This window comes from Erwinia aphidicola (assembly GCF_024169515.1).
Classification (GTDB): domain Bacteria; phylum Pseudomonadota; class Gammaproteobacteria; order Enterobacterales; family Enterobacteriaceae; genus Erwinia; species Erwinia aphidicola.
Genome location: NZ_JAMKCQ010000001.1, coordinates 2,961,935 through 2,986,503, shown reverse-complemented (window position 1 = coordinate 2,986,503; position 24,569 = coordinate 2,961,935). Strand labels below are relative to the sequence as shown.

Annotated in this window: 23 protein-coding genes; 11 read left to right on the top strand and 12 right to left on the bottom strand. The window is 59.7% G+C overall.

Annotation, left to right across the window (positions count from 1 at the left end; genetic code table 11):
• Nucleotides 1-34: 34 nt before the first annotated feature.
• On the bottom strand, nt 35-2,452 hold the full coding sequence (ybbP, locus tag J2Y91_RS13910) for a putative ABC transporter permease subunit YbbP (RefSeq protein WP_133624247.1): 2,418 nt from the start codon (nt 2,450-2,452) through the stop codon (nt 35-37).
• Nucleotides 2,449-3,135, bottom strand: a complete 687-nt coding sequence (gene ybbA / locus J2Y91_RS13905; RefSeq protein WP_133624248.1) for a putative ABC transporter ATP-binding protein YbbA — start codon at nt 3,133-3,135, stop codon at nt 2,449-2,451. Before ybbA ends, ybbP begins: the two co-directional genes overlap by 4 nt.
• On the opposite strand from ybbA, the gene tesA reads away from it, so the two are divergent.
• From tesA to J2Y91_RS13880, 5 genes are all read left to right on the top strand, one after another.
• Nucleotides 3,106-3,729 (top strand): multifunctional acyl-CoA thioesterase I/protease I/lysophospholipase L1, encoded by a 624-nt coding sequence (gene tesA, locus J2Y91_RS13900; RefSeq protein WP_048916881.1) that lies wholly within the window; start codon nt 3,106-3,108, stop codon nt 3,727-3,729. The two genes, ybbA and tesA, sit on opposite strands and share 30 nt — an antisense overlap.
• Before the next feature lie 31 nt (nt 3,730-3,760).
• Nucleotides 3,761-4,534 (top strand): SDR family oxidoreductase, encoded by a 774-nt coding sequence (locus tag J2Y91_RS13895; RefSeq protein ID WP_133624249.1) that lies wholly within the window; start codon nt 3,761-3,763, stop codon nt 4,532-4,534.
• Nucleotides 4,535-4,606: 72 nt separating this feature from the next.
• Nucleotides 4,607-5,464, top strand: coding sequence for a co-chaperone YbbN (locus J2Y91_RS13890; protein ID WP_048916865.1), 858 nt, complete (start codon nt 4,607-4,609; stop codon nt 5,462-5,464).
• Between the two features lie 261 nt (nt 5,465-5,725).
• The gene (locus J2Y91_RS13885) at nt 5,726-6,640 is read left to right on the top strand and encodes an SPFH domain-containing protein (protein WP_048916866.1); all 915 of its coding nucleotides are present in this window, start codon (nt 5,726-5,728) and stop codon (nt 6,638-6,640) included.
• Nucleotides 6,641-6,642: 2 nt separating this feature from the next.
• A complete protein-coding gene (locus J2Y91_RS13880) occupies nt 6,643-7,095 on the top strand; it encodes an NfeD family protein (protein ID WP_133625108.1) in 453 nt (150 codons plus the stop codon).
• On the opposite strand, the gene cueR is transcribed toward J2Y91_RS13880, so the two are convergent.
• The gene (gene cueR / locus J2Y91_RS13875; protein ID WP_133624250.1) at nt 7,092-7,502 is read right to left on the bottom strand and encodes a Cu(I)-responsive transcriptional regulator; all 411 of its coding nucleotides are present in this window, start codon (nt 7,500-7,502) and stop codon (nt 7,092-7,094) included. The two genes, J2Y91_RS13880 and cueR, sit on opposite strands and share 4 nt — an antisense overlap.
• A gap of 96 nt (nt 7,503-7,598) precedes the next feature.
• Here cueR and copA point away from each other — a divergent pair, with 96 nt between their 5' ends.
• The 3 genes from copA (at nt 7,599) to ybaK (ending at nt 11,648) form a co-directional block, all read left to right on the top strand.
• Nucleotides 7,599-10,100: a copper-exporting P-type ATPase CopA gene (gene copA, locus J2Y91_RS13870; protein WP_133624251.1), complete on the top strand. Its 2,502-nt coding sequence runs from the start codon at nt 7,599-7,601 to the stop codon at nt 10,098-10,100.
• Nucleotides 10,101-10,187: 87 nt separating this feature from the next.
• The gene (locus tag J2Y91_RS13865) at nt 10,188-10,991 is read left to right on the top strand and encodes a TraB/GumN family protein (RefSeq protein ID WP_048916869.1); all 804 of its coding nucleotides are present in this window, start codon (nt 10,188-10,190) and stop codon (nt 10,989-10,991) included.
• 177 nt (nt 10,992-11,168) lie between these two features.
• Entirely contained in the window at nt 11,169-11,648 is a 480-nt protein-coding gene (ybaK, locus tag J2Y91_RS13860; RefSeq protein WP_133624252.1) for a Cys-tRNA(Pro)/Cys-tRNA(Cys) deacylase YbaK, read from the top strand.
• Here ybaK and J2Y91_RS13855 read toward each other — a convergent pair.
• The gene (locus J2Y91_RS13855; protein WP_048916871.1) at nt 11,645-12,511 is read right to left on the bottom strand and encodes a LysR family transcriptional regulator; all 867 of its coding nucleotides are present in this window, start codon (nt 12,509-12,511) and stop codon (nt 11,645-11,647) included. The genes ybaK and J2Y91_RS13855 overlap by 4 nt on opposite strands.
• Before the next feature lie 141 nt (nt 12,512-12,652).
• Between J2Y91_RS13855 and J2Y91_RS13850 the strand changes: the two genes are divergently transcribed.
• Complete coding sequence (locus tag J2Y91_RS13850; RefSeq protein WP_133624253.1) at nt 12,653-13,153, top strand: multidrug/biocide efflux PACE transporter; 501 nt, start codon at nt 12,653-12,655, stop codon at nt 13,151-13,153.
• Here the strand turns inward: J2Y91_RS13850 and ushA are convergent.
• Nucleotides 13,150-14,895: a bifunctional UDP-sugar hydrolase/5'-nucleotidase UshA gene (ushA, locus tag J2Y91_RS13845; protein WP_133624254.1), complete on the bottom strand. Its 1,746-nt coding sequence runs from the start codon at nt 14,893-14,895 to the stop codon at nt 13,150-13,152. The genes J2Y91_RS13850 and ushA overlap by 4 nt on opposite strands.
• Before the next feature lie 185 nt (nt 14,896-15,080).
• Here ushA and J2Y91_RS13840 point away from each other — a divergent pair, with 185 nt between their 5' ends.
• Entirely contained in the window at nt 15,081-16,280 is a 1,200-nt protein-coding gene (locus J2Y91_RS13840; RefSeq protein WP_048916873.1) for an MFS transporter, read from the top strand.
• A 216-nt stretch (nt 16,281-16,496) separates the two neighbouring features.
• Nucleotides 16,497-18,179, top strand: a complete 1,683-nt coding sequence (gene ybaL / locus J2Y91_RS13835) for a YbaL family putative K(+) efflux transporter (RefSeq protein ID WP_048916874.1) — start codon at nt 16,497-16,499, stop codon at nt 18,177-18,179.
• 109 nt (nt 18,180-18,288) lie between these two features.
• Here the strand turns inward: ybaL and J2Y91_RS13830 are convergent, their stop codons facing one another.
• From J2Y91_RS13830 to J2Y91_RS13800, 7 genes are all read right to left on the bottom strand, one after another.
• Complete coding sequence (locus J2Y91_RS13830; RefSeq protein WP_048916886.1) at nt 18,289-19,593, bottom strand: inosine/guanosine kinase; 1,305 nt, start codon at nt 19,591-19,593, stop codon at nt 18,289-18,291.
• Between the two features lie 90 nt (nt 19,594-19,683).
• On the bottom strand, nt 19,684-20,643 hold the full coding sequence (gene hemH, locus J2Y91_RS13825) for a ferrochelatase (RefSeq protein WP_048916887.1): 960 nt from the start codon (nt 20,641-20,643) through the stop codon (nt 19,684-19,686).
• Between the two features lie 128 nt (nt 20,644-20,771).
• Nucleotides 20,772-21,416 (bottom strand): adenylate kinase, encoded by a 645-nt coding sequence (adk, locus tag J2Y91_RS13820; RefSeq protein WP_048916888.1) that lies wholly within the window; start codon nt 21,414-21,416, stop codon nt 20,772-20,774.
• Nucleotides 21,417-21,509: 93 nt separating this feature from the next.
• Nucleotides 21,510-22,412 (bottom strand): DMT family transporter, encoded by a 903-nt coding sequence (locus tag J2Y91_RS13815; protein WP_133624255.1) that lies wholly within the window; start codon nt 22,410-22,412, stop codon nt 21,510-21,512.
• A complete protein-coding gene (locus tag J2Y91_RS13810; protein ID WP_133624256.1) occupies nt 22,409-23,278 on the bottom strand; it encodes a DUF6024 family protein in 870 nt (289 codons plus the stop codon). The genes J2Y91_RS13815 and J2Y91_RS13810 overlap by 4 nt, the downstream gene beginning before the upstream one ends.
• Entirely contained in the window at nt 23,278-23,676 is a 399-nt protein-coding gene (locus J2Y91_RS13805) for an NUDIX hydrolase (RefSeq protein WP_048916891.1), read from the bottom strand. The genes J2Y91_RS13810 and J2Y91_RS13805 overlap by 1 nt, the downstream gene beginning before the upstream one ends.
• A 58-nt stretch (nt 23,677-23,734) precedes the next feature.
• On the bottom strand, nt 23,735-24,439 hold the full coding sequence (locus J2Y91_RS13800; protein ID WP_048916892.1) for a hypothetical protein: 705 nt from the start codon (nt 24,437-24,439) through the stop codon (nt 23,735-23,737).
• Between the last annotated feature and the right edge of the window lie 130 nt (nt 24,440-24,569).

Genomic DNA, 24,569 nt, shown 5'->3' with positions numbered 1-24,569 from the left:
AGTAGGGGAGAGGCATGCCTCTCCCTTCCGTGCTTTATTCCGCGTAATACCCTCTGAACAAGGCCTTGCCCTTCAGCAGACGAATACCCAGCCAGCCGCCGCAGATCGACAGCAGCAGCGCGCCGGTTAACGGCAGCGCCCCCCACAGCACGTAATCCGGCTGCCACGGGAAGTCGAACACCTTGCGCTGCAGCCCCCACAGCGCCGCTTCCGCACCGATGGCGGCCGCCACGCCGGAAACCAGACCGAGTAGCGCAAACTCGCACCACAGCGTGCCGTGCAGCAGCCTCTTGCTGGCGCCGAGCGTGCGGTACACCACCAGCTCCTGACGGCGCTGACGCATCCCGACCTGGATCTGCGCCAGCAGCAGCAGCACGCCACAGGCCGTCACCAGCACCACCATAATCTCCAGCGCCTGGCTAACCTGCGCCAGCACCTGCCCTATCTGACGCATAATGCTGCCGATATCCAGCAGGCTGAGCGTCGGGAACTGGCGGTTGAGCTGGGCCAGCAGCGCGCTGTTATTGTCAAGGCGGAAGCTGGTCAGCCAGGTCTGCGGCTGGCCGTCGAGCGCGCCCGGCGGGAAGATAAAGAAGAAGTTTGGCTTCAGGCTCTCCCAGTCGACTTTACGCATGCTGGTGATCCGGGCGCTGAACTCTTGCGTATCGCCGGTAAAAGTCAGCGTATCCCCAAGCTTCACCCCCAGCCGCCCGGCCAGCTCCTGCTCAATCGACACGTCACCGCGCTGCGGCGGCCAGCTGCCGGAGGTCAGCGGATTATGGTCCGGCAAATCTTTTAGCCAGGTGAGATTCAGCTCGCGATTCAGCGAATTATCCATTTCAGGATCGGCGGGCTGGTGGTTAATCCCGGTCAGGCGCACGCGGGCAATCGGGTAGAAGGTTTCCGGCTTCACCTGATGCTGTTCAAGGAAGGCCTGCACCTGCGGCACCTGCTGCCCGGTGATGTTCAGCAGGAAGTAGTTCGGGCTGCCCGGCGGCATCTGCTGCTGCCAACGGTCCAGCAGATCGCCGCGCATCACCAGCAGCAGGGCCAGCAGCATAAACGACAGCGAGAACGCCGCCAGCTGGCTGAGGGTCGTCCACGGCTGGCGCAGCAGGCGGTTAACCGCCAGGCGGAAGGCCAGATTGCGCAGCGTCAGGCGGCGCAGCAGCAGCAGGCCCCCCCAGCCGATGGCACCCAGCAGCAGCGAGAGCAGCACAATGCCCGCCACCAGCGCCCACAGCAGCTTACTGCCGCCGACCAGCAGCGCCAGCAGGCCAATCACCACCAGCGCCATCAGCGGCAGGTAGATCTTCAGCGGCCAGATATCGGCGACCGCATCGCGCCGCAGCACGCGCAGCGGCTGGGTTGCCAGCAGCAGGCGATACGGGCGCAGGCCGACCAGCAGCGAAATCACAAACAGCGATCCCACCGCCCACAGCCACGGCCAGGCGCTGGCGGCAGGCAGTCCGCCGGGCAGCACCGGGCGCAGCATTTGTAGCAGCAACGCTTCAAAGCCGAGGCCAATGGCGCTGCCGACGATCGCCGCCAGCAGCAGCACCGCCAGCCACTGGCCGACAATCAGCCGCCGCAGCGCCCCTCGATTGGCGCCCAGGGTTTTCAGCACCGCCACCAGATCGTAGCGGCTGCGGCAGTAGTGGCTCATGGCGACCGCCACGGCGGCAATGGCCAGCATCAGCGTCAGCAGCGCCGACAGCAGCAGGAACTGCTGGGCGCGCTGCATCGATTTACCCAGCGCATCCTCCGAGTTCTCCACGCTTATCCAGCGCTGTTCCGGGGTAATCCGCGACGCGATATAGCTGTCGTAGCGCGCCAGCTGCTGCGGAGTACCGGAGAACTTATAGCGCCAGGTGACGCGGCTGCCGGGCTGGATAGCACCGGTCTTCGCGACGTCGGCCAGGTTCATCAGCAGGCGCGGCGCGGTCTGGAACGGGTTAAAGCCGGCGTCCGGCTCCTGAATCACCTCGCCGGCAATGCGCAGCGTGGTATCGCCAACGTCGAGGTTATCCCCGGCTTTACGCTCGAGCAGCGCCAGCAGTCGCGGTGCGGCCAGCACCGTGCCCGCCGCCGGTTTTAACCCGGCTGGCGCAGTGCTCAGCTCACCAAACATCGGGTAGAGATCGTCAACCGCCTTCACCGAGGCCAGCTGGGGCGTATCGCCCGCGAACGTCATGGTCATAAACGTCAGCTGGCGCCCGACCTGTAAGCCGTCGGCACGCGCCTGCGCCAGCCACGCCTCCGGCACTTCTTTGCCGCTGCGCAGCGTGCGGTCGCCGGCCATAAAGTCGCGGCTCTGCTGGCTCAGCCCTTTCTCCATGCGGTCGCTAAGCGAGCCGAGCGCCAGCACGCAGGCCACCGCCAGCGTCAGTGCCAGCCAGACAATCAGCAGCGAGGGCGACTTCCACTCGCGCCAGAACCAGCGCCAGATCATGCTTCCTCCCACAGCTTGCCGTCGCGCAGGCGCAAGCGGCGGTCGCAGCGGGCGGCCAGCTGTTCATCGTGGGTGACGAGGATCAGGGTGGTGGCGAAGTCGCGGTTCATGGAAAACAGCAGGTCGGCAATACGGTCGCCGGTTTTGCGGTCGAGGTTGCCAGTCGGCTCATCGGCAAACAGCAGCGCCGGGCGGCCGTTAAACGCGCGCGCCAGCGCCACGCGCTGCTGTTCCCCGCCGGAAAGCTGCGCGGGCAGGTGCGTCAGGCGCTCGCCTAACCCCAGCTGGGCCAGCAGCGCGGCGGCCTGTTCGCGGCTCTGGCGGTCGCTGTCGCCGCGCAGCAGGGCGGGTAGCTGGACGTTTTCCTGCGCGTTAAGGGTCGGCACCAGCATAAACGACTGGAACACGAAGCCGACGTTTTTCGCCCGCAGCGCCGCGCGCTGCTCTTCGTTCATCTTGTGCAGTGGCTGGCCGAGCATCAGCACTTCGCCTTCGCTGCCGTCGTCCAGCCCGGCCAGAATTCCGAGCAGCGTCGACTTGCCCGATCCCGACTCGCCGATCAGCGCGAGGGTTTCAGCCGGTTTGACAACCAGCTCAACTCCGGTAAGGATGGAAAGATGATGATCACCCTGACCGACGGACTTACTAAGACGATGAACTTCAAGAATGTTTTCCGCTGGCATTACCCTGTCCTGTTATTATTAGCCTTGATGACGCTGCGTGCGACGGCGGCAGATACGCTGCTGGTGCTGGGCGACAGTCTGAGTGCCGGTTACCGCATGTCCGCCACGGCCGCATGGCCTGCGTTACTCAATGATAAGTGGCAAAAGTCGCCGTTGATTGTTAACGGTAGCATAAGTGGCGATACCGCGACGCAGGGACTGGCACGTCTGCCGGCGCTGCTGAAACAGCATCAGCCGCGCTGGGTACTGATTGAGCTGGGGGGCAACGACGGTTTACGTGGTTTCCCGCCGCAGCAGGTAGAGCAGGATCTGAACCAGATCATTAGCCAGGTAAAGGCGGCAAACGCGCAGCCGCTGCTGATGCAGGTGATGCTGCCCGCCAACTACGGCAAACGCTATACGCAATCCTTCGCCGCCATCTATCCCAAAGTGGCAAAGCAGTATTCAATCCCGCTGGTGCCGTTTTTTATGGAGCAGGTCTACCTGAAGCCGGAGTGGATGCAGGATGACGGGATCCACCCGAATCCGGCGGCGCAGCCTTTTATTGCCGAACTGATGGCAAAAGAACTGGCCCCCCTAGTTAAGCATGAGTAACCCGGCGTTGGGCGCCATAGCAGGTAAAGAAATGCAAAAATCGATAGTGATTACCGGGAGTTCCAGCGGTATCGGTCTGGTATCCGCCAACGATCTGCTGCGGCGCGGCTACCATGTGATTGCCGCCTGCCGTAAACCGCAGGATGTAGAGCGCATGAACCAGCTGGGTTTCAGCGGCGTGCTGCTCGACCTCGACGATGCTGCCAGCGTTGAGCGGGCCGCCGCGCAGATCCACACGCTGTGCGGCGGCGATCTCTATGGGCTGTTTAACAACGGCGGCTTCGGGCTGTATGGCCCGCTGCAGTCGATCTCCCGCCAGCAGTTGGAGCAGCAGTTCGCCACCAATCTGTTTGGCACCCACCAGCTCACCACCCTGCTGCTGCCGGCTTTGATCAACGGCGGCAGCGGGCGCATTATTAATACCAGCTCGGTGATGGGATTGATCTCTACGCCGAAGCGCGGGGCTTACGCCGCCAGTAAGTATGCGCTGGAAGCCTGGTCCGATGCGTTACGCATGGAGCTGCACGGCAGCGGCGTGCGCGTCAGCCTGATCGAACCTGGCCCGATCCACACCCGCTTCACCGATAATGTCCATCAGTCGCAGCAGGACCAGCCGGTGAAGAACCCCGGCATTGCCGCGCGGTTCACGCTGCCGCCGGAGGCGATTCTGCCCAAGCTGCGGCACGCGCTGGAGAGCCGCCACCCGCGCCTGCGCTATCCTGTGACGCTGGTCGCACACGCGCTCAGCGCGTTACGCCGTTTACTGCCGGGCTGGATGATGGATCGGTTATTACGCCAGAATTAGCCTGCGGCCCTTGAAGCTGCGGCCTCTGCCCCCATACAGTTAGCAACATCAGTCATTAAAGAGATGAAATTCATGTCACCACAAGCCGCGATCGTCGAGATTAACGAAACCAACCTGCACCAGACGCTGGAACAGTCGATGCAGATCCCCGTTCTGTTCTACTTCTGGTCCGGCCGCAGCCAGCACTGTGAGCAGCTGACGCCGCTGCTTGACCGCCTGGCCCAGGAGTACGCCGGACAGTTCATTCTGGCGCGCCTGGATTGTGACGCCGAGCCGGCCGTAGCGCAGCAGTTTGGCCTGCGCTCGATTCCGACCGTGTACCTGTTCCAGAACGGCCAGCCGGTTGACGGCTTCCAGGGCCCGCAGCCGGAAGAAGCGGTGCGCGCCCTGCTGGAAAAAGTGCTGCCGAAAAAAGAGCAGCTGTTAGCGCAGCAGGCGATGCAGCTGATGGACGAAGGCAAGCTGATTGATGCGCTGCCGCTGCTGAAGGATGCATGGGCGCTGAGCAATCAGAACAGCGAGATCGGCTTCCTGCTGGCGGAAGTGCTGATTGGCCTCAACCGCAGTGAAGAAGCCGAAGCGGTGCTGAAAGTGGTGCCGCTGCAGGACCAGGATACCCGCTATCAGGGGCTGGTGGCGCAGATTGACCTGCTGAAGCAGGCGGCGGATACGCCGGAAATTCAGCAGCTGCAGCAGCAGATTGAAGCCGAGCCGGATAACGTCGAGCTGGCCACCCAGCTGGCGCTGCAGTTCCACCAGGTCGGGCGCAATGAAGAGGCGCTGGAGCTGCTGTTCAGCCATCTGAAGAAAGATCTCGGCGCGGCCGATGGTCAGGCGCGTAAGATGCTGCAGGAGATCCTCGCCGCGCTGGGGACCGGCGATGCGCTGGCCGCGAAATACCGCCGTCAGCTCTATTCTCTGCTGTACTAAGAGCGGGACGACCGAAAAAGAGGGTCGTCCCCTACAAATGATTCACACACCGGACGACCGAAAAAGAGGGTCGTCCCCTACAAATGATTCACACACCGGACGACCGAAAAACAGGGTCGTCCCCTACCGTTGCGCAAAGTATGACCCTGTAGGGGTTGACCCTCTTTTCCGGTCAACCCTCCACGGTTGGCACAGGTGCCAGACAGGGGCGGCAGGTAACGCCATCAGCCCCTACAATAATAACAATCCGGAGGTTATTTTATGTTTACTGTGATTCCCGTCATTATCGTTCTGGCACTGATCCTTGTCTGGTCCGGGATTAAAATTGTTCCGCAGGGCTACCAGTGGACCGTGGAACGTTTCGGTCGCTACACCAATACGCTGCAGCCTGGCCTGAACCTGGTGGTCCCGTTTATGGATCGCGTAGGTCGTAAAATCAATATGATGGAACAGGTGCTGGATATCCCCTCACAGGAGATCATCTCCAAAGATAACGCCAGCGTCACCATCGATGCCGTGTGCTTTATCCAGGTGGTCGACCCGGCGCGCGCCGCCTATGAGGTCAGCAACCTTGAGCTGGCGATCATCAACCTCACCATGACCAACATGCGTACCGTGCTTGGTTCGATGGAGCTGGACGAGATGCTGTCGCAGCGCGATAACATCAATACCCGCCTGCTGCATATTGTCGATGAAGCCACCAACCCGTGGGGCATCAAAATTACCCGTATTGAGATCCGCGACGTGCGCCCGCCTGCCGAACTGATTGCGTCGATGAACGCGCAGATGAAGGCCGAGCGTACCAAGCGCGCCGATATCCTCGAAGCGGAAGGGGTACGTCAGGCGGCAATCCTGCGCGCCGAAGGCGAGAAGCAGTCGCAGATCCTGAAAGCGGAAGGCGAGCGTCAGTCGGCATTCCTCGCGGCCGAAGCGCGTGAACGCGGGGCCGAAGCGGAAGCGCAGGCCACCAAAATGGTGTCCGAGGCGATTGCCGCCGGGGATATTCAGGCGATTAACTACTTCGTGGCGCAGAAATATACCGACGCGCTGCAAAATATCGGCTCCTCCAGCAATAGCAAAGTGGTGATGATGCCGCTGGATGCCAGCAGCCTGATGGGCTCCATCGCCGGGATCGGTGAACTGCTGGGCGAAAGCAAAGCGGAGCGTAAACGTTGATGCTGCTGGATGAGCTGTTAGCTAATCCATGGTGGCTGTGGCTGACGCTGGGCGGCCTGCTGCTGGCCGCCGAGATGCTCGGGGCCAGCGGCTATCTGCTGTGGAGCGGCGTGGCGGCGGTGCTGGTCAGCCTGCTGGTGTGGCTGGTGCCGATGCCGTGGGCATGGCAGGGGCTGAGCTTCGCCGTGCTGACCATTCTCGCCGCGCTGTGGTGGTACAGCTGGCTGAAAGGCCGCGATCGCCAGCAGCCCCCTTCCACCCTGAACCAGCGCGGTCAGCAGATGGTGGGTCGCCAACTGACGCTGGATGCGCCGCTGGTCAACGGCTTCGGCCATGTACGCATCGGGGACGGTAACTGGCGCGTGCAGGCGGAGGAAGATTTGCCTGCGGGAACAAATATCGTGGTGGTGGCAGTGGAGGGGATCACGCTGCGCGTGGTGCGCCGCACCGGCTAACTGCGTTGCGCGCTGTGGCAGCAGCCCGCCAGACGATCGATAATTGGGCAGTCGGCCCCGTCATCACCGGGGCAGCTGGCTGCCAGGTCTAACAGCTTCTGGCGCATCAGCTGCAGCTCGGTGATATGCGCTTCAATCTCCGCCACTTTGCTCAGCGTGCGCGCTTTGACATCGGCGCTATGGCGCTGCGGGTTGTTGAACAGGCTGACCATTTCACGGCACTCATCCAGAGTAAACCCCACCTGGCGGGCCTGACGCAGCAGGGTCAGCTCCTCCAGCTGTTTGGCACTGTAGCTGCGATAGCCGTTTTCCGTCCGCAGCGGCGGCGTCACCAGCCCTTTCTCCTCGTAGAAACGAATCGCTTTACTGGTTAAGCCGGTTTTTTTTGCCACGTCGCTGATGTTCATTATCGCCCCCTTGACCTTCCCCTTGATGGAAGGTTTAACCTCCATAACTAATGCAAAAACAGTTCCGGGTCAAACCGGATTAACAGGAGTGATGATATGTCGCAAATAACCTTACTGGCTCTCGACGGTCTGACCTGCGGCCACTGCGTGAAGCGGGTGAAAGAGACGCTGGAAAAACGCCCGGATGTTGAACTGGCGGAAGTCAGCATTGATGCTGCACGCATTTCCGGCGACGCCAGTGCCGAACAGCTGATCGCCACGATTGAGCAGGCGGGCTACCATGCCCGCATCGCGCAGGACGGTTCACACCCAAAGGCTGATCCGCTGACAGACTCAGAAACTCAGCCGGAAGCGCTGACAGCGGATGATGCCACGCTTCCGGCAGAGAGTTTTCACCTGCTGATTGACGGCATGAGCTGCGCCAGCTGCGTCAGCCGCGTGCAGCATGCGCTGCAGGAGGTGGACGGCGTTAGCCAGGCGCGGGTGAACCTGGCCGAGCGCAGCGCGCTGGTGCTGGGTTCGGCGCAGCCGCAGTCCCTGATTGACGCGGTGACGCGTGCCGGCTATGGCGCAGAAATCATCGAAGATGACGTTAAGCGGCGGGAAAAGCAGCAGCAGAGCGCGCAGGCCGCAGTGCAGCGTTTTCGCTGGCAGGCGGCGCTGGCGCTGGCGCTCGGTATTCCGCTGATGCTGTGGGGCATGGTCGGCGACAATATGATGTTGAGCGCCACCAACCGCAGCGGCTGGCTGATGGTTGGCGTAGTGACGTTGCTGGTGATGGCGATTGCCGGTGGGCACTTCTACCGCAGCGCGTGGAAAAGCCTGCGCAACCGTACGGCAACGATGGATACCCTGGTGGCGCTCGGCACCGCGGCGGCCTGGCTTTACTCCATGGCGGTCAACCTGTGGCCCGACCTGTTCCCCATGGCCGCCCGCCACCTCTACTATGAAGCCAGCGCGATGATCATCGGCCTGATTAACCTTGGGCATATGCTGGAGCAGCGCGCGCGCCAGCGCTCGTCGCAGGCGCTGGAAAAGCTGCTGGACCTGACGCCACCGACGGCGCGCGTGGTCACTGACCGGGGCGAGCAGACCCTGGCGCTCAGCGCTGTAACGCTGGGGATGACGCTTCGGGTCAACACCGGCGATCGCGTGCCGGTTGACGGCACGATTATCCAGGGCGAAGCCTGGCTGGACGAGGCCATGCTGACCGGGGAAGCGGTTCCGCAGCAGAAATCTGCAGGCGATACGCTGCATGCCGGAACGGTGATGCAGGATGGCAGCGTGCTGCTGCGGGCCGATGCGATTGGCAAAAATACCACCCTGTCGCGCATTATCCAGCTGGTGCGCCAGGCGCAGAGCAGCAAGCCGGCGATCGGCCAGCTGGCGGATAAGATCTCGGCGATCTTTGTTCCCACCGTGGTGGTGATTGCGCTGCTGAGCGCCGCCGTCTGGTATCTGTTCGGCCCCGCCCCGCAAATCGTTTACACGCTGGTGATCGCCACCAACGTACTGATCATCGCCTGCCCCTGTGCGCTCGGTCTGGCCACCCCAATGTCGATTATTGCCGGCGTCGGGCGCGCCGCCGAGTTTGGCGTGCTGGTGCGCGATGCCGATGCACTGCAACGGGCCAGCACCCTCAGCACGCTGGTGTTCGATAAAACCGGCACCCTGACCGAGGGCAAGCCGCGCGTGGTCGCGATTCAGTTGTTTAACGGGGCCGATGAGGCGTCGGTATTACGCCAGGCTGCCGCGCTGGAGCAGGGTTCCGGCCATCCGCTGGCGCAGGCAATCGTCGCGCGTGCGGGCCTTAGCTCCCTGCCGGACATTGCGCAATTTCGTACCATACCGGGCCAGGGCGTCAGCGGCATACTCGACGGCATTCCGCTGCTGTTGGGTAACCCCGCGCTGATGGCGCAGCAGCAGATTGCCACCGATAGCGTGCAGCAGCAGATGGATAAGCTGGCAGAGACGGGGGCTACTCCGGTGCTGCTGGCCGCCGACGGCCACCTTGTCGCCCTGTTTGCCATCCGCGATCCGCTGCGCCAGGAGAGCGTCGGCGCGCTGCAGCGCCTGCACCAGCGCGGTTATCAGCTGGTGATGCTGACCGGGGATAACCCAATCACCGCCTCTGCCATTGCGCGCGAAGCCGGGATCGACAGGGTGATTGCGGGCGTATTACCGGCGGGTAAAGCCGCAGCGATCGCCCACCTGCAGCAGCAGGGCCAGCAGGTGGCGATGATTGGCGACGGCATCAATGATGCCCCGGCGCTGGCACAGGCCGATGTCGGCATTGCCATGGGCGGCGGCAGTGATGTGGCGATTGAAACGGCGGCGATTACCCTGATGCGCCAGGATCTGAATGCGGTGGTCGATGCGTTATCCATCGCCAAAGCGACCCTGCGTAATATGAAACAGAATCTCCTTGGGGCGTTTATCTATAACGCGGCGGGGATCCCGATCGCGGCCGGGGTGCTCTACCCGCTGACCGGCACGCTGCTCAGCCCGGTGGTGGCTGGCGCAGCAATGGCGCTCTCTTCGATTACCGTGGTCAGCAACGCCAACCGCCTGATCCGCTATCGTCCGCCGCAGCACTGAATCCTCGCGGCTGCGCTTCGTTTTGCCCTGTCCGTCAGCGAGTTATCGCGTTAGCATGGTGGCACTAAACGGATGAGGCGGGAAATGATGAGGAATCTTGTGCAGGTACTGCGGGCGCTACGCGACAGGTTCTGGCCGGTGAACTACAGCTATCCGGCGCTGGACGTCATGCTGGGCGACTGCCGGCTGCATCTGGTCGGCAGTATTCATATGGGCACGCGCAATATGCTGCCGCTGCCTGCCGTGCTGATGGCGCGTTTACGCCAGGCCGACGCATTGATAGTGGAGGCCGATATTACCGCCGGTGGCTCGCCGTTCAGCGACAGCGCAGTCTGCCCACCGCTGGCAGAGCGCCTCAGCGCTGAGCAGCTCAGCACCCTGCAACAGCGGGCGGCAGAGCTGGGGATCTCCCCGGAGCGCATCGACACGCTGCCCGCCTGGCAGGTGGCGCTGATGCTGCAGGCGCAGCAGGCTCAGCGCCTTGGGCTGCACGCCGACTGCGGCATCGACTATCAGCTGCTGCAGGCCGCGCGCGGGCTGGAAAAAAAGGTGATTGAGCTGGAGGGGCCGGAAACCCAGCTGGCGCTGCTGAACTCCCTGCCGGACAACGGACTGCCGCTGCTGGAGGACACGCTGGAGCACTGGCACACCAACGCCCGCCTGCTGCAAACTATGGTCAGCTGGTGGCTGGAAGCGCCGCCGGGCAGCCTCGGCAAGCTGGAGCTGCCGAACACCTTCAGCAGCAGTCTCAACGACCTGCTGATGCATCAGCGCAATCAGCAGTGGAGCCAGCTGCTGCGCCAGCTCCCGCCGGGACGTTACGTGGTGGCGGTCGGCGCGCTGCACCTTTACGGCGAAGGCAACCTGCCCGGCCTGCTGAAAAAAGCATAAAAAAAAGGCCGATGTTGAAATCGGCCCGTCAATAACAACATTTTTATGATTTTTGTTATCGTCTCAGCCCTCGGGCTGACGCGGGCCAGATTGTCGCTCAAAGCGCAAAATTTCGCCAGTTTTTTATTCATCAGAGGTTCACTCTTTTATCATGTCGCGCAAAGAAGGTGAGTGATTATGACACCCGCAGTAAAACTGCTTGAAAAACAAAAGGTCACATTTACGCTGCACCCTTACGAGCACGACAGCAGCGAAACGCATTTTGGCGATGAGGCGGTGCGCAAGCTCAATCTCAATGCGGATCGGGTGTATAAAACGCTGCTGATCGCACTAAATGGTGACAATAAGACGCTGGCCGTGGCGGTCACCCCGGTTGCCGGACAGCTGGATCTGAAAAAGGTGGCGAAAGCGCTGGGGGCGAAAAAGGTCGAAATGGCCGATCCGCAGTTTGCGCAGCGCAGCAGCGGTTATCTGCTGGGCGGCATCAGCCCGCTGGGGCAGAAAAAACGCCTGCCGACGGTTATCGACCAGCTGGCGCAGCAGTTTGCCACCATTTATGTCTCCGGCGGTCGCCGCGGGCTGGATATCGAGCTGGCCCCGCAGGATCTGGCGCAGCTGCTCGACGCCCGCTTCGCCGATATCGCCAAACGCGATTAGTCCGATCGCTGGGCAATCAGCTGATCGATCATCCAGCGCCCTGCCGGCCCCGGCGGCGCCCGGCGTGACCAGACGGCATCCACCTGAATATTCTGCGGCCAGCCCGCCACCGGCAGCTCGCGCAGCAGCTGATGACCAAACTGTTCGGTGAGCCAGCGCGGCAAAATACTCCAGCCAAAACCCTGCTCAGCCATCTCCAGCAGCAGCAGATACGACGGTGCCAGCCACACTTTTCCGGCCGGTGCGGGCTGCTGCTCCACCCAGGTATTGAGCCGCAGCTGGCGCAGCTGTTTTAACTCCGCTTCACTGACCTGCGCCTGCTGCGCCAGCGGATGATCCTGATGCAGATAGATCGCCATCTGCGCTTCAACCTGCAAGCGCTGCACGCAGATATCCACCGGGTAGTGCTGCTGCACCCGCACCACGCCAATGTGCGCACGGCCATTTTGCAGCAGATCGATAACGTCGGCATCCTCGGCAATCATGCACTCAAACTCAATGTCCGGGTAACGCGCAGAGAGGCGCTGCAGCAGCGATTCATGATAATCCGCCTGCCAGAAATCGGAGATCGCCAGCCGCAGACAGGGTTCCACCTCCCCCGCCAGGCGCATTGCCAGCTCATCCAGCTGTGATGACGCCGCGAGGATCTCTTTCACCTGCGCCAGCGCCCGTTGGCCGTTTTCGGTCAGCACCGGGGTGCGCGCCTCGCGGTTAAACAGCGTGAAGCCAAGATCGCTTTCCAGATTGGCCACCGCCGTGCTGACGGTGGACTGGCTTTTGCGCAGCGCACGCGCCGCCGCCGAGAACGAACCGCTTTCTACAGTCTGAACGAAGGCTTCAAGAGATTCCGGGGAGTAGCGCATAGATATATCGCTTTTATCGATGGATAGTCATTTTATCTTAGCAAAAAAACGGCGGATAATGACCAACATATTCGGGCCAGGCATGCCAGGCCCCAAAGGCAATTTACTAGCCCTGTTTTACTGAAAATAATGGAGTTCACTATGTCTGGTCGTTCCCTGAAAGAACGGTTCTTTCACGCCGCAGGTTTTGAGGTTCTGGCGATTGCGATTGTTTCGCCGCTGGCCGCGTGGGTGATGGATAAACCGTTATTCCAGATGGGCGCGCTGGCAATTATGTTGTCAACGGTAGCAATGGTCTGGAACATGATTTATAACGCCGGTTTTGACCGCTTGTGGCCGCGTAATAAGGTTAAGCGAGGAGTGGGATTACGCGTGCTGCACGCGCTGGGCTTCGAGGGTGGATTTATTCTTATCGGCCTGCCGATTGCAGCCTGGATGCTGGGCATTTCGCTGTGGCAGGCATTCCTGATTGAAGTGGCGTTTTTCCTGTTCTTCCTGCCTTACACCATGTTGTATAACTGGCTGTACGATAAAGTGCGGGAACGGATTTGTCGGGGCGGCCCCGCTGTTTCGGTCCGCCCGCAGGCTGACGTTTGGGTCGACCCAAAAAGCGGCCGACCCCTGGAGAAAAAAATCCGTTAACGCATGGCAGTATCGATTTTCGCCTGGCGCCATTTCTTCGGCGCCAGCGGCTTCTCATCCTCTACCGGCTTTGCACTCTCGGCCGGTTGTTCTCCGCCCTTTTGATAGACAATTTCTCCGGCAGGCTGGTATTTCGCCACGTCGAGCGGTGAGTGGCTCTCAATGTACTGTTTCAGCACTTCCGCATCGACAAAGCCGGTATTCACGTAGCCCGGCAGCTTATCAATCACCGGGTAACCGTCACCGCCGGTGGCGTTAAAGCTTAGCGTCGCCATGCGGTAGGTTTTCTCCGCATCCAGCGGCTGACCATTGATCTTCACCGCGCTGACGCCCGTACCGTCGGCCACCAGGCTGACGCGGGCAAACTGAGCGTAAGCCCCGGAATCCACCTGCTTATTGGCCACCACCGCCAGATATTTTTCCACCTCGCTGCCTTTCATATCGACATACACCAGCGTGTTGCCAAACGGCTGCACCTTGAGCACGTCTTTATAGGTTATTGCGCCCTCTTCAATCGAATCACGCACGCCGCCACCGCTCATCACCGCGAAATCGGCTTTGGTGCGGTCGATCTGCCCTTCAAGGATCAGGCGTGCCATGTTGGTCTGTACAAAGCGCACCTTGCTGCGATCCCCCTCCAGATGGCCATTGACGCTGCCGATTTTTACGCCGAGCTGCGCTTCGCCTTTTTTCTGGAACGGCGTCAGCAGTTTCTGCATGGCGCTGTTTTTGACAATTTCAGGCGTGTAGTTCACCCAGCTGCTGCTGCCGTCAGCGTTGGTAATCTTATGTTTCAGGTTGATCGGCACCAGTTCGTAGTGCTCCAGCGTCAGCTTGCCGTTCAGGAAGGTAAAGTCGGCGCGGCCAATATATTTGCCCCACTCGTGCGCCTGCACAATCCAGGTGCCGTTCTGGCGGTCCGGCGTACAGGGGGTGCCCGGTACATAGTCGGCCTGCTTCACATTCTCTTTCGCCATACACACCGGGTCCTGCGAGTGGCCGCCGACGATCATATCGAGATAACCGGCAGGCAGCTCGCGCGCCATCTCCACATCGCCCGGGGCGTTGGAACCGTGCTGGCCGTTGTCATAGTGCCCCATATGGGTGGCAGCAATAATCACGTCAGGCTTCTCTGTTGCACGCAGCTCTTCCACCACCGCTTTCGCTTCGGTGGCCGGTTTATGGAACAGAATGTCGGTAAAGTTCTCCGGGTTGCCGATCTTCGCCGTGTCATCGGTGGTCAGGCCGATCACCGCAATCTTCAGGCCCATGCGGTTGAACAGTGCATAGGGCTGGAACAGGCGCTTGCCGGTGCTTTTCTGATAAATATTGGCGGAAAGCAGCGGGAACTTAGCCCATTTTTGCTGCTGGCGCAGGACGGAAAGCGGGTTATCAAACTCGTGATTGCCAATCGCCATGGCGTCGTAGCCAATCAGGTTCATGCCGCGAAAATCCGGTTCGGCATCCTGCAGGTCCGATTCCGGTACGCCGGTATTGATATCGCCGCCGGAGAGGATCAGCGTCGCGCCGCCGTGCGCCTGCACTTCATAGCGGATCTGGTCCATCATGGTTTTTTGCGCCGCCAGACCATACTCATCATGCTCGTTAGGCCAGAAGCGCCCATGGTGATCGTTGGTGTGCAGGACGGTAAATTTATAGGTGCGATCTTTCACCCACGCCTGCGCCATCAGCGGGGTGGATAACAGCGCTACCGTCAGCACGCTGATTACACTTTTTTTCATTACTGGCACTCTGCCTCTCCTTGTTGAACAACTGCATTAGGTAACAAAGTTTTAATTTTTTGTGACTTCCGGCTGATTATGCAGCAGGATGAGGTCTGAAGGGTAATCTCTCCGTCTTATATTGCAGGCAGGGGCACACCCTTGAACTTCTCTAATAAAAACAAATTTCGATGACAGGTTAATTTATGGCAAGTAATGACACCCTCGCTTCAGCGAATCTGCCGGTGAAGCGTACCGCTTTTGGCATTCTCGGCGCGATCAGCGTTGCCCATCTGCTAAACGATATGATCCAGTCGCTGATCCTGGCGATTTACCCGCTGCTGCAGAGTGACTTCTCGCTGAGCTTTGTGCAAATCGGCATGATCACCCTGACCTATCAGGTGACCGCCTCGCTGCTGCAGCCGCTGATTGGCTATTATACCGATAAACACCCGCAGCCGTGGTCGCTACCGATTGGCATGGGCTTTACCTTGTCCGGGCTGGTGCTACTGGCGATGGCGAATAACTTCCCCATGGTACTGGTCGCGGCGGCGCTGGTGGGTACTGGCTCGTCGGTGTTTCATCCCGAGTCGTCACGCGTGGCGCGCATGGCATCCGGCGGCCGTCACGGCCTGGCGCAGTCGCTGTTCCAGGTGGGCGGCAATCTGGGTAGCTCACTCGGCCCGCTGCTGGCCGCGCTGATCATTGCCCCTTACGGGCGCGGCAACGTCGCATGGTTCTCGCTGGCCGCGCTGCTGGCGATTGTGGTGCTGTTGCAGATCGGCCGCTGGTATCAGACTCAGCATCGCGCCAGTAAAAGCCATGCGCAGAGTGCCGTTAGCCCGCTGCCCCGCCGTCAGGTGGCGTTGGCCATTTCGATTCTGCTGGTGCTGATTTTCTCCAAATACTTCTATCTCACCAGCCTGAGCAGCTATTACACCTTCTATCTGATGCACAAGTTTGGCCTGACGGTGCAGAGCGCGCAGCTGCACCTGTTCGCGTTTCTGTTCGCCGTGGCGGCCGGGACGGTGATTGGCGGGCCGATCGGCGACCGTATTGGCCGCAAGCGCGTGATCTGGGTGTCCATTCTCGGCGTGGCGCCGTTTACGCTGCTGCTGCCGCACGCCAACCTGTGGTGGACCGGCGCGCTGTCGGTAGTGATTGGCTTTATTCTCGCCTCAGCCTTTTCCGCCATTCTGGTGTATGCCCAGGAGCTGATGCCAGGGCGTATCGGCATGGTTTCCGGTCTGTTTTTCGGTTTTGCCTTCGGCATGGGCGGGCTGGGCGCGGCGGTACTGGGCCTGGTGGCTGACCACAGCAGCATTGATGTGGTCTATCAAATCTGTGCTTATCTGCCGCTTCTTGGCATCCTGACTGCTTTCCTGCCTGATAACCGCCGTAAATAGTCCCAGCCCGGTGCGATAACTGTATTTCGCGCCGGGTTACCCTCCTGCAAAGCCTGCTCCGCACACTGATAAGTGGGATAAATCGCACTTTCTGGCAACTTCATCTCAATGATTCAGATTTTTTGCCGTTATTACCAATTATGACAAGCGCCCCGTCAGAATTTGCCATACACTAAAAACTTACAATCGGACACATTTCCATTCAAAGGAGAGGATATGCACCACACCACACCGCTTATCACCACGATTGTCGGAGGCTTAGTCCTCGCGTTCCTCTTCGGTATGCTGGCGAACCGCCTGCGCATCTCTCCTCTGGTCGGTTATCTGCTGGCTGGCGTGCTGGCCGGGCCATTTACCCCGGGTTTTGTCGCCGATACCAACCTGGCGCCAGAGCTGGCCGAGCTTGGCGTGATCCTGCTGATGTTTGGCGTTGGTCTGCACTTCTCGATGAAAGATTTGATGGCGGTAAAGTCGATAGCCATCCCGGGGGCGATTGCGCAGATCGCCGCCGCCACGCTGCTCGGAATGGGGCTGTCGTGGGCGCTGGGATGGCCAATGATGACCGGGCTGGTGTTTGGACTCTGCCTTTCCACCGCCAGCACCGTGGTGTTGCTGCGCGCGCTGGAAGAACGACAGCTGATTGACAGCCAGCGCGGACAGATTGCGATTGGCTGGCTGATTGTGGAAGACCTGGTGATGGTGCTGGCGCTGGTGCTGCTGCCTGCGGTGGCCGGGCTGTTTGAAGAGGGCAAAGCCAGCGTCGGCATGGTGCTGTTCGACCTGCTGATCACTATTGGTAAGGTGGTGGCGTTTATGGTGCTGATGATGGTGGTGGGCCGGCGCGTGGTGCCGTGGATCCTCGCCCGCAGTGCCGCCACCGGCTCGCGCGAGCTGTTTACCCTGGCGGTGCTGGCGCTGGCGCTGGGCATCGCCTTTGGCGCGGTAGAATTCTTTGATGTCTCCTTCGCGCTCGGTGCCTTCTTCGCTGGAATGGTGCTGAATGAATCGGAGCTGAGCCACCGGGCGGCGCACGATACGCTGCCGCTGCGCGATGCGTTTGCGGTGCTGTTCTTTGTCTCGGTCGGGATGCTGTTCGACCCGATGATCCTGATCCAGCAGCCGCTTGCGGTGCTCGGCGCACTGGCGATTATCGTGCTGGGCAAATCGCTGGTGGCGCTGCTGCTGGTCAGCATGTTTGGTCACTCAAAGCGAACCGCGCTGACCATCTCCGTCAGCCTCGCACAGATTGGTGAGTTCGCCTTTATTCTCGCCGGGCTGGGGATCTCCCTGAATCTGCTGCCGGACAGCGGGCGCAACCTGGTGCTGGCGGGGGCTATCCTGTCGATTATGCTCAATCCGATTCTGTTTGCTCTGCTGGAGAAGTATCTGCAAAAAACCGAAAGCATCGAACAGCTGACGATGGAAGAGGCCGTAGAGGAAGAGAAGCAGATCCCGGTGGATTTGTGCAACCACGCGGTGATTGTCGGCTTTGGCCGCGTTGGCAGCCTGCTGGGTAGCCGCCTGATGGCAGCCGGCGTGCCGATTGTGGTGGTGGAGAACAGCCGGCCGCGCGTGGAAGCCTTACGCGAGCAGGGCATCAAAGCGGTGCTGGGTAACGCGGCGCGCATCGATACCATGGAGCTGGCGCGTCTCGACTGCGCACGCTGGCTGCTGCTGACTATTCCGAATGGCTATGAAGCGGGGGAGATTGTGACGGCAGCGCGTGAGAAGCGCCCGAACATTGAGATTATCGCCCGTGCGCACTATGACGATGAGGTGGATTACATTATGGAGCGCGGTGCGGATCGCGTGGTGATGGGCGAACGTGAGATCGCCAATAGTATGTTGAATTTACTGCTGCTAAACACGGAAGAAGCCCCCCAGGAGTGCCCGATTTAACCCGCCGGGATCTTATGGAACGACCGTTTACCCATTTCACCATTGCGGGCTGACCGAAAAAGAGGGTCAGCCCCTACCAGGCCGGGAGCGGTTGTAACCCGTGATGAATTTACCGCTCCCAGTATGACTCTTCCAGGCTATCTTCCCGCTCCGGCAGGCCGCGCGTCAGGCGCGGTGAATGCTGATTCAGCACCTGATAGCTGACGCGGTTGGCGTATTTACACACCTGCGCCAGCGAAGAGTAAGTCAGATAACTGCGCGCATGCTTGCTGGAGTTCGGCACGTTCACCCGGTGGAAGTTGTTGGCGGTGATGTCGTGCAGCAGCGCGGCCAGTGCGCCATCCCCTGCCCCGTTGGTGTTCATAATCTTCTCCGGCCCGCCCATGTACGGCGCGATATGCGAGAAAATACGCAGCGGCTGGGTGCAGTCCTGATGGCGCATGGCGCGGCTGAACTCATACTGGTTAAACTCCGGAATGGCCCCCGGCAGCAGCGGATGCTGGGTCACGCGCTTGCCGGACTCTTCGGTAAACGCCGCCATATACAGTCCGTTTGGCCCGGCGGTGCACAGCACCAGATCCACCCAGTCGAGGGCGATATTCGCCGCCTGTAACGGGTCGCTCTCTCCGGTCAGCTCAAACGCCTCATCCTCATTCATCGCCACTACCGAAACGTGCTCGCGCAGGAAATCGCGCCAGAACTGTGGGTTATCGGCGATCACGTATTTGGTGCCGAGCGTCAGTACCACCGGGACATCATGCTTTTTGGCATAGCTAATCGCCTGCATGGTGGCGGCGGGCATCGGCTCGCCCGGCTTGCAGCGCACCAGATAGGAGGTCAGCACCAGCGCAGATGCTCCGGCGATCACCTCTTCCGGGATGCTCTCCGGGCGCAGCTGGTTCATCATGCCCGGGCTGATGGCGAAGGTGCGTTCACCGTTATCACCAATCAGCGTAAAGCAGCGGCCAATCGCCCCCTCCACGCCCTGCAGATAGTTCAGGTCGGTGCGGCTGGAAGTGTTGCACAGGTAACGGTAGGCATAGCCACCGATCTGCACGTTTTCACACATCACGCCGAGCAGGACCGAGCGGTCATCCGCCAGCACCGAGTAGTTATGCAGGGTGTTGCCAATCGTGCCGCCGGCAAACTGATGGGTGATCAGGTTTTCGCGGTGCAGCTCGGCGTACAGCGCTTCCGCCACGTCATCTTCAATGACCAGCGAGTGCCCGAGGCTCAGGCCGTAACGGGCCACAAACTCGTCGTCCACTTTGGCTTCAATATCCACCAGGATCTGATCGATACCGACGATCCAGCTGTTGGCGGCATCATTGACCGGCTGAACCGGCTGCAGCAGCGGATCGCGCGCGCTGACGGGGAAATAGTGTTTGGATTTACGCTTACCGGGGAATTTCATATTTGCGGGCTACGGGCAGGGGATCAGAGCGCAATGATAACATAAATGCGCTCCGAGACGATCGCTGTGGGGCGTTACCGCCCCGTGGTATTAGCGATACTGATTCACCAGTTCCATCATCATGGTGATGTGGGCTTCATCATCATTCAGTGCCGGGATGTACTCAAAGCGCGTGCCGCCCGCGTGCAGGAAGATTTCGCGGTTCTCGCCGTTGATCTCCTCCAGCGTCTCCAGGCAGTCAGACGAGAAGCCCGGGCTCATGATCTGCACATGCTTCACGCCTTTTGCCGGCAGGGACTTCATCGTCTCATCGGTGTAGGGCATCAACCACGGCTCGCGGCCAAAGCGTGACTGGAAGGTGAGCATCGCCTCACTGCTGCTGAGACCGAGCGAGCTTTTCAGTGCCTCAAAGGTGTCATGGCAGCGCTGCGGATAGTCGTCACCCTCATTAGCAAAGCGCTGTGGGATGCCGTGGAACGAGCCCACCAGCAGATCCGGCTTGCCGTGCTTAGCAAATGAACGCTCAACCGAGGCTTTCAGGGCGGCGATATAGGCCGGGTGCTCAGCATAATCGCGGATAAAGTTTACCGACGGCAGACTGCGGTAACCGGCAAACACGCTGGTAATCCCGTCCCACACCGCGGCAACGGTAGAGCAGGAGAACTGCGGATACAGCGGCAGTACGATCAGGCGGTTAACGCCCTGCTCCATCAGGCTATCGATGGCGCTTTTCAGGCTCGGATTTCCGTAGCTCATTCCCAGTGCCACCGGCATATCCAGCCGTGCCGCCAGTGCCGCACGCTGGCGCTGGCTATACACCATCAGCGGTGAACCTTCGTCCATCCATACTGAAGCATACAGCTTTGATACGCGCGGTGAACGAAGCGGCAAAATAGCGAGATTGAGAATCGGCCACCATAGCCAGCGCGGAGTATCGACCACGCGCTTGTCGCTGAGGAATTGCTTAAGGTAACGTTTTACGGCTGGTGTGGTCGGGGCATCGGGTGTGCCTAAGTTAACCAACAGTACGCCGGGCTTATCTTGCCTCATTGTTATTCCTTGATTTCAGGCATGGTGCGAAATGCAAACGAGACTTATTTTAGCGGAAAAAGACGGGGGAGAAACCAATTGCTGCAATTGAGCCAGGTTTTCCTGGCTCAATGAGCACTAACCAGGGATTAACCGAGGATTTTAGCCAGTTCAGCGCTGACTTCAGACACTTTACGGGTGCCGTCGATCTTGTGGTAAGCGGTGTTACCTGCTGCGGCTTCTTTGCTGTAGTAAGCAATCAGCGGAGCGGTCATCTGATGATATTCCACCAGACGCTTACGCACGGTCTCTTCCTGGTCATCTTTACGCGTGGTCAGCTCTTCGCCGGTCGCGTCGTCTTTCCCTTCCACTTTTGGTGGATTGAACGTCACATGGTAAACGCGGCCAGACGGCGCGTGTACGCGGCGACCAACGATACGCTCAACGATCAGTTCATCAGGTACCGCGAACTCCAGCACGTTGTCGACTTTGATGCCCGCTTCCTTCATGGCATCAGCCTGAGGAATGGTGCGCGGGAAACCGTCCAGCAGGAAGCCGTTGCGGCAATCTTCCTGGGCGATACGCTCTTTAACCAGTGCGATAACCAGTTCGTCGGTAACCAGTTTACCGGCGTCCATAATCTCTTTGGCTTTCTGACCCAACTCCGAACCGGCTTTCACCGCGGCGCGCAGCATGTCACCCGTGGAGATTTGCGGAATACCGTATTTCTCCATAATGAACTGAGCCTGAGTCCCCTTACCTGCACCCGGAGCTCCGAGCAGAATAATACGCATTGCGTAAATCCCCTTGCGAATTGCTTAAATGATCACGTTATCCAAGGGCAAGAACATACCATTATGGCCCGGTATCCACAAGGAAGGGAGCGGTTAACCCGCACCCGCGTAGTCCTGTAACGCCACCTGGCGCCGCGCATACAGCGACTGCGAAATCACCGCGATGATAATGATGGCCCCACCAATAACTGCATGAATTGTTGGCACTTCCCCAAGGAACAGATACATCCATAGCGGCGCAAGTGCGGTTTCCAGCAGTAAAAACAGGCCCGCATTCGCCGGGGAGACAAAACGGGTCGATAAGGTGATTAAACCCATAGCCAGCGGCATGATCAGCGCCCCTTCGGCAATCACCCAGCCATATTGCGCCAGCGATAACACTTTCAGACTATCGACCATGTTAGCGTCAGGCCACAGCATGATGATGAGCGAAGCCAGCATCGCGCCGAGCGAAGGCAGGCCAGCACTACCGCCGCTAACGCGTGAGGTGAAGATAAACGCCAGCGCCATCGATACGGCGGTGGCCAGCGCATAAAGATTGGCTACGCCATCGCCGCTTAGCCCGCGTCCTGACATCACAATCGCGACGCCGGCAATCCCCGCCAGCGACGCCAGCATCACGCTGCGATCGATAGCGACTTTGAACAGCAGGCGCGAGATCAGCGCGGAGATAAACGGCGTGGAGGAGATAATCACCAGCACCGTAGCGACATTGCCGCGGTTCAGCGCGTTAACGAAGCAGGCGGAAGCGATGCAGAAAAACAGCGTCGACAGGATATTATCCTTGGTCAGCCAGGGCGTACCAATGGTTGACCGGCTCTGACGCCAGAAGGTCCAGATTAGCAGGCAGATCCCCCACATGCAGATGCCGCGCAGCGCAACGATCAGCCAGGAGTTCTCGATGCCCATCATGCGGATAAACACCGAATCGGTGCTGAGGATCAGCCCACCGAGCAGGCCAATCATGTTGCCGTTTATAGCGAAGCCGTTTTTCATTTTGCCTCCCACAGGGTGTGGAGATGACGTTCGACCTGTTCGGTCATGTCCACCGATTGCTGCCCGTCACCGCGCGCCCAGCACGACACACGCAGCGTTTTGGTCTGCGGGAAATAGCTGGCACCGGCATCTTTGACCTGTTGCTGCAGGTTTTCGCTGAGCGCAGGCACCGGAAAACAGCTGAACGGCAGGCCCGGTTCGCTGATGGAGGTGAAGTCCATGCCCGCCACATCTTTCAGCGCTACCCTGCTGACCTGCGCCACGTTGTACGGCTGCCAGCTTTTGCTGCGCACGTTTTCCAGCGCCTCTTCCAGCGGCTTAGCCGAAGAGGTCGAGTCCTCAAACAGCCGCAGTTCGCTGCGCATCAGCGTGCTGAAATGCTCCGGGCGCAGCGCAATAATCGCCAGCCCGATGGTCAGAGAGGCATGTTTATGCAGCGGGGCGACAAAGATCGAGCTGTCCTGCGTCAGTTCCGCGTGACGGGTGGTGGCAAAACTGTGGGAAGCATCGACCACCCCTTTTCCTTTGCAGTCTTTCAGACTGTTCACTTCGCCAGTGTAGGGGTTGACGTGGGTGATAATCGGCACGCTCCCCGGCCCGGTTTGGGTCGCCATGCTGAACAGTTCACTGATGGGCTGATAGTGAGCGTGTTTCGCCAGGCACAGCGTGGTTTCCTGTTTATGGAACAGGTGCGACAGGATCACCAGCCCGACGCGCACCGACTGCACAAAGAACAGATCGTAGTTCTGCAGTTGGTACACCTCGGTCAGTTCATCGCGCAGTTCGTCTCTCAGCATATGCACTCGCTTGTAGAATCGATCGCCGTGGATCTGCTGTAGCTGGGGGGAAAGTGAGGATGCGTCCATTAGTTAATCAACTCTTGCTGGAAAAGCAGTGGCATTACGTTATCGCGGAAGATGGAGCCAACCGGGATTTCACAGGGAGGCTTGCGGTAATTCACCCACGCAATCTCCTCAATTTCGCTTCCGGCACGCGGCTGCCCGGCGATCTCCACGTGATAAACGTGGTTCTCAATGGCCATGGCTTCAAACTCGGCGCGCCCGTGAAACAGGCCAAACGGCCGGAAGCTTTTAATCTGTACGCCCAGCTCTTCCTGAAGTTCGCGCTTCAGGCAGCTGAGGTGATCTTCACCGGGCAACGGCTTGCCCCCGGGGGAGATAAAAATCTCTGTACCGCTTTTGCGGGTCAGTAATAGCGAACGCTGATTAATGATAATGGCCGCACACTTAACGATTATTTTCATCTCAGGCTCCGAACGGGCGACGCAGCCCGCAGGGCGCGTCACCGTTGCTTATTCAGTTTCAGGCGGCGGCGCTGGTTTTCAGCACTGGCGTCATCAGGGTTTCACCAGACAGGAAGCGCACGATATTCTGTGCCAGCGGCGCCTTATCGCGCAGATAAGCGAGGATCACCTCATCATTCGGCGTGGAGAAGCTGTCGGCAAAGATGCTGATCCCCTCGAGTGATTTGGTGGAGATCCCCAGCTGTAACAGGCGATATTTCACATCGTCCGCCGACTGGGCAAATTCATAGATTGGTGACTGATAGTTGATGTCGTACTGCGCCATCATTTCCATCAGGAAGGTTTTTGCCACCTGGCGCTGCTCCGGGAACTCCATCTGATAATGGGTAATGCCATCGTTGATGGTGTTGATGTCGTTGCGGTGGCAAAAATCCACCAGATGCGCGTGGATAGCCAGTTTCTCCCCCAGCAGCACCAGGTTTTTGCGGTATTTCAGGATGTCGGTTTCCAGATGTTCGATAGCAATAGAGCGGAACGCCCCGCTGATGTCGGCAATGGTGTGACCGACAACGAGATCCCCAAACCGGTTTTTCAGTTCTTCAACGCGGTGCGACAGGATGCCGCGATGCAGTGAGCATCCACTGTTTCCTGACCAGAGGTGTACAGGGATACCCTGTAACATCAGATAACAAGCCGCCAGGGTGCTATCTCGACCGCCGGTAAACATGACGAGCTGTGGTTTGATGGAGTGCTGGTTTGTCATTTTCCTTTCCTTCACATAGCAGTTGTTCGTTATTGTGGGCTGACAAGAGGAAAATACGGCTGTGTCGCTGGAGCCTCAATCCTGGGGTGTCCGCTGGTCGCTGGCAGGACAACGCTCCCGACTCCGCAGC

Coding starts and splice junctions, on each gene's coding strand:
- ybbP (WP_133624247.1), bottom strand. CDS start 2,452: ATGATCTGGCGCTGGTTCTGGCGCGAGTGGAAGTCGCCCTCGCTGCTG.
- tesA (WP_048916881.1), top strand. CDS start 3,106: ATGAACTTCAAGAATGTTTTCCGCTGGCATTACCCTGTCCTGTTATTA.
- ybbA (WP_133624248.1), bottom strand. CDS start 3,135: ATGCCAGCGGAAAACATTCTTGAAGTTCATCGTCTTAGTAAGTCCGTC.
- J2Y91_RS13895 (WP_133624249.1), top strand. CDS start 3,761: ATGCAAAAATCGATAGTGATTACCGGGAGTTCCAGCGGTATCGGTCTG.
- J2Y91_RS13890 (WP_048916865.1), top strand. CDS start 4,607: ATGTCACCACAAGCCGCGATCGTCGAGATTAACGAAACCAACCTGCAC.
- J2Y91_RS13885 (WP_048916866.1), top strand. CDS start 5,726: ATGTTTACTGTGATTCCCGTCATTATCGTTCTGGCACTGATCCTTGTC.
- cueR (WP_133624250.1), bottom strand. CDS start 7,502: ATGAACATCAGCGACGTGGCAAAAAAAACCGGCTTAACCAGTAAAGCG.
- copA (WP_133624251.1), top strand. CDS start 7,599: ATGTCGCAAATAACCTTACTGGCTCTCGACGGTCTGACCTGCGGCCAC.
- J2Y91_RS13865 (WP_048916869.1), top strand. CDS start 10,188: ATGAGGAATCTTGTGCAGGTACTGCGGGCGCTACGCGACAGGTTCTGG.
- ybaK (WP_133624252.1), top strand. CDS start 11,169: ATGACACCCGCAGTAAAACTGCTTGAAAAACAAAAGGTCACATTTACG.
- J2Y91_RS13855 (WP_048916871.1), bottom strand. CDS start 12,511: ATGCGCTACTCCCCGGAATCTCTTGAAGCCTTCGTTCAGACTGTAGAA.
- J2Y91_RS13850 (WP_133624253.1), top strand. CDS start 12,653: ATGTCTGGTCGTTCCCTGAAAGAACGGTTCTTTCACGCCGCAGGTTTT.
- ushA (WP_133624254.1), bottom strand. CDS start 14,895: ATGAAAAAAAGTGTAATCAGCGTGCTGACGGTAGCGCTGTTATCCACC.
- J2Y91_RS13840 (WP_048916873.1), top strand. CDS start 15,081: ATGGCAAGTAATGACACCCTCGCTTCAGCGAATCTGCCGGTGAAGCGT.
- ybaL (WP_048916874.1), top strand. CDS start 16,497: ATGCACCACACCACACCGCTTATCACCACGATTGTCGGAGGCTTAGTC.
- J2Y91_RS13830 (WP_048916886.1), bottom strand. CDS start 19,593: ATGAAATTCCCCGGTAAGCGTAAATCCAAACACTATTTCCCCGTCAGC.
- hemH (WP_048916887.1), bottom strand. CDS start 20,643: ATGAGGCAAGATAAGCCCGGCGTACTGTTGGTTAACTTAGGCACACCC.
- adk (WP_048916888.1), bottom strand. CDS start 21,416: ATGCGTATTATTCTGCTCGGAGCTCCGGGTGCAGGTAAGGGGACTCAG.
- J2Y91_RS13815 (WP_133624255.1), bottom strand. CDS start 22,412: ATGAAAAACGGCTTCGCTATAAACGGCAACATGATTGGCCTGCTCGGT.
- J2Y91_RS13810 (WP_133624256.1), bottom strand. CDS start 23,278: ATGGACGCATCCTCACTTTCCCCCCAGCTACAGCAGATCCACGGCGAT.
- J2Y91_RS13805 (WP_048916891.1), bottom strand. CDS start 23,676: ATGAAAATAATCGTTAAGTGTGCGGCCATTATCATTAATCAGCGTTCG.
- J2Y91_RS13800 (WP_048916892.1), bottom strand. CDS start 24,439: ATGACAAACCAGCACTCCATCAAACCACAGCTCGTCATGTTTACCGGC.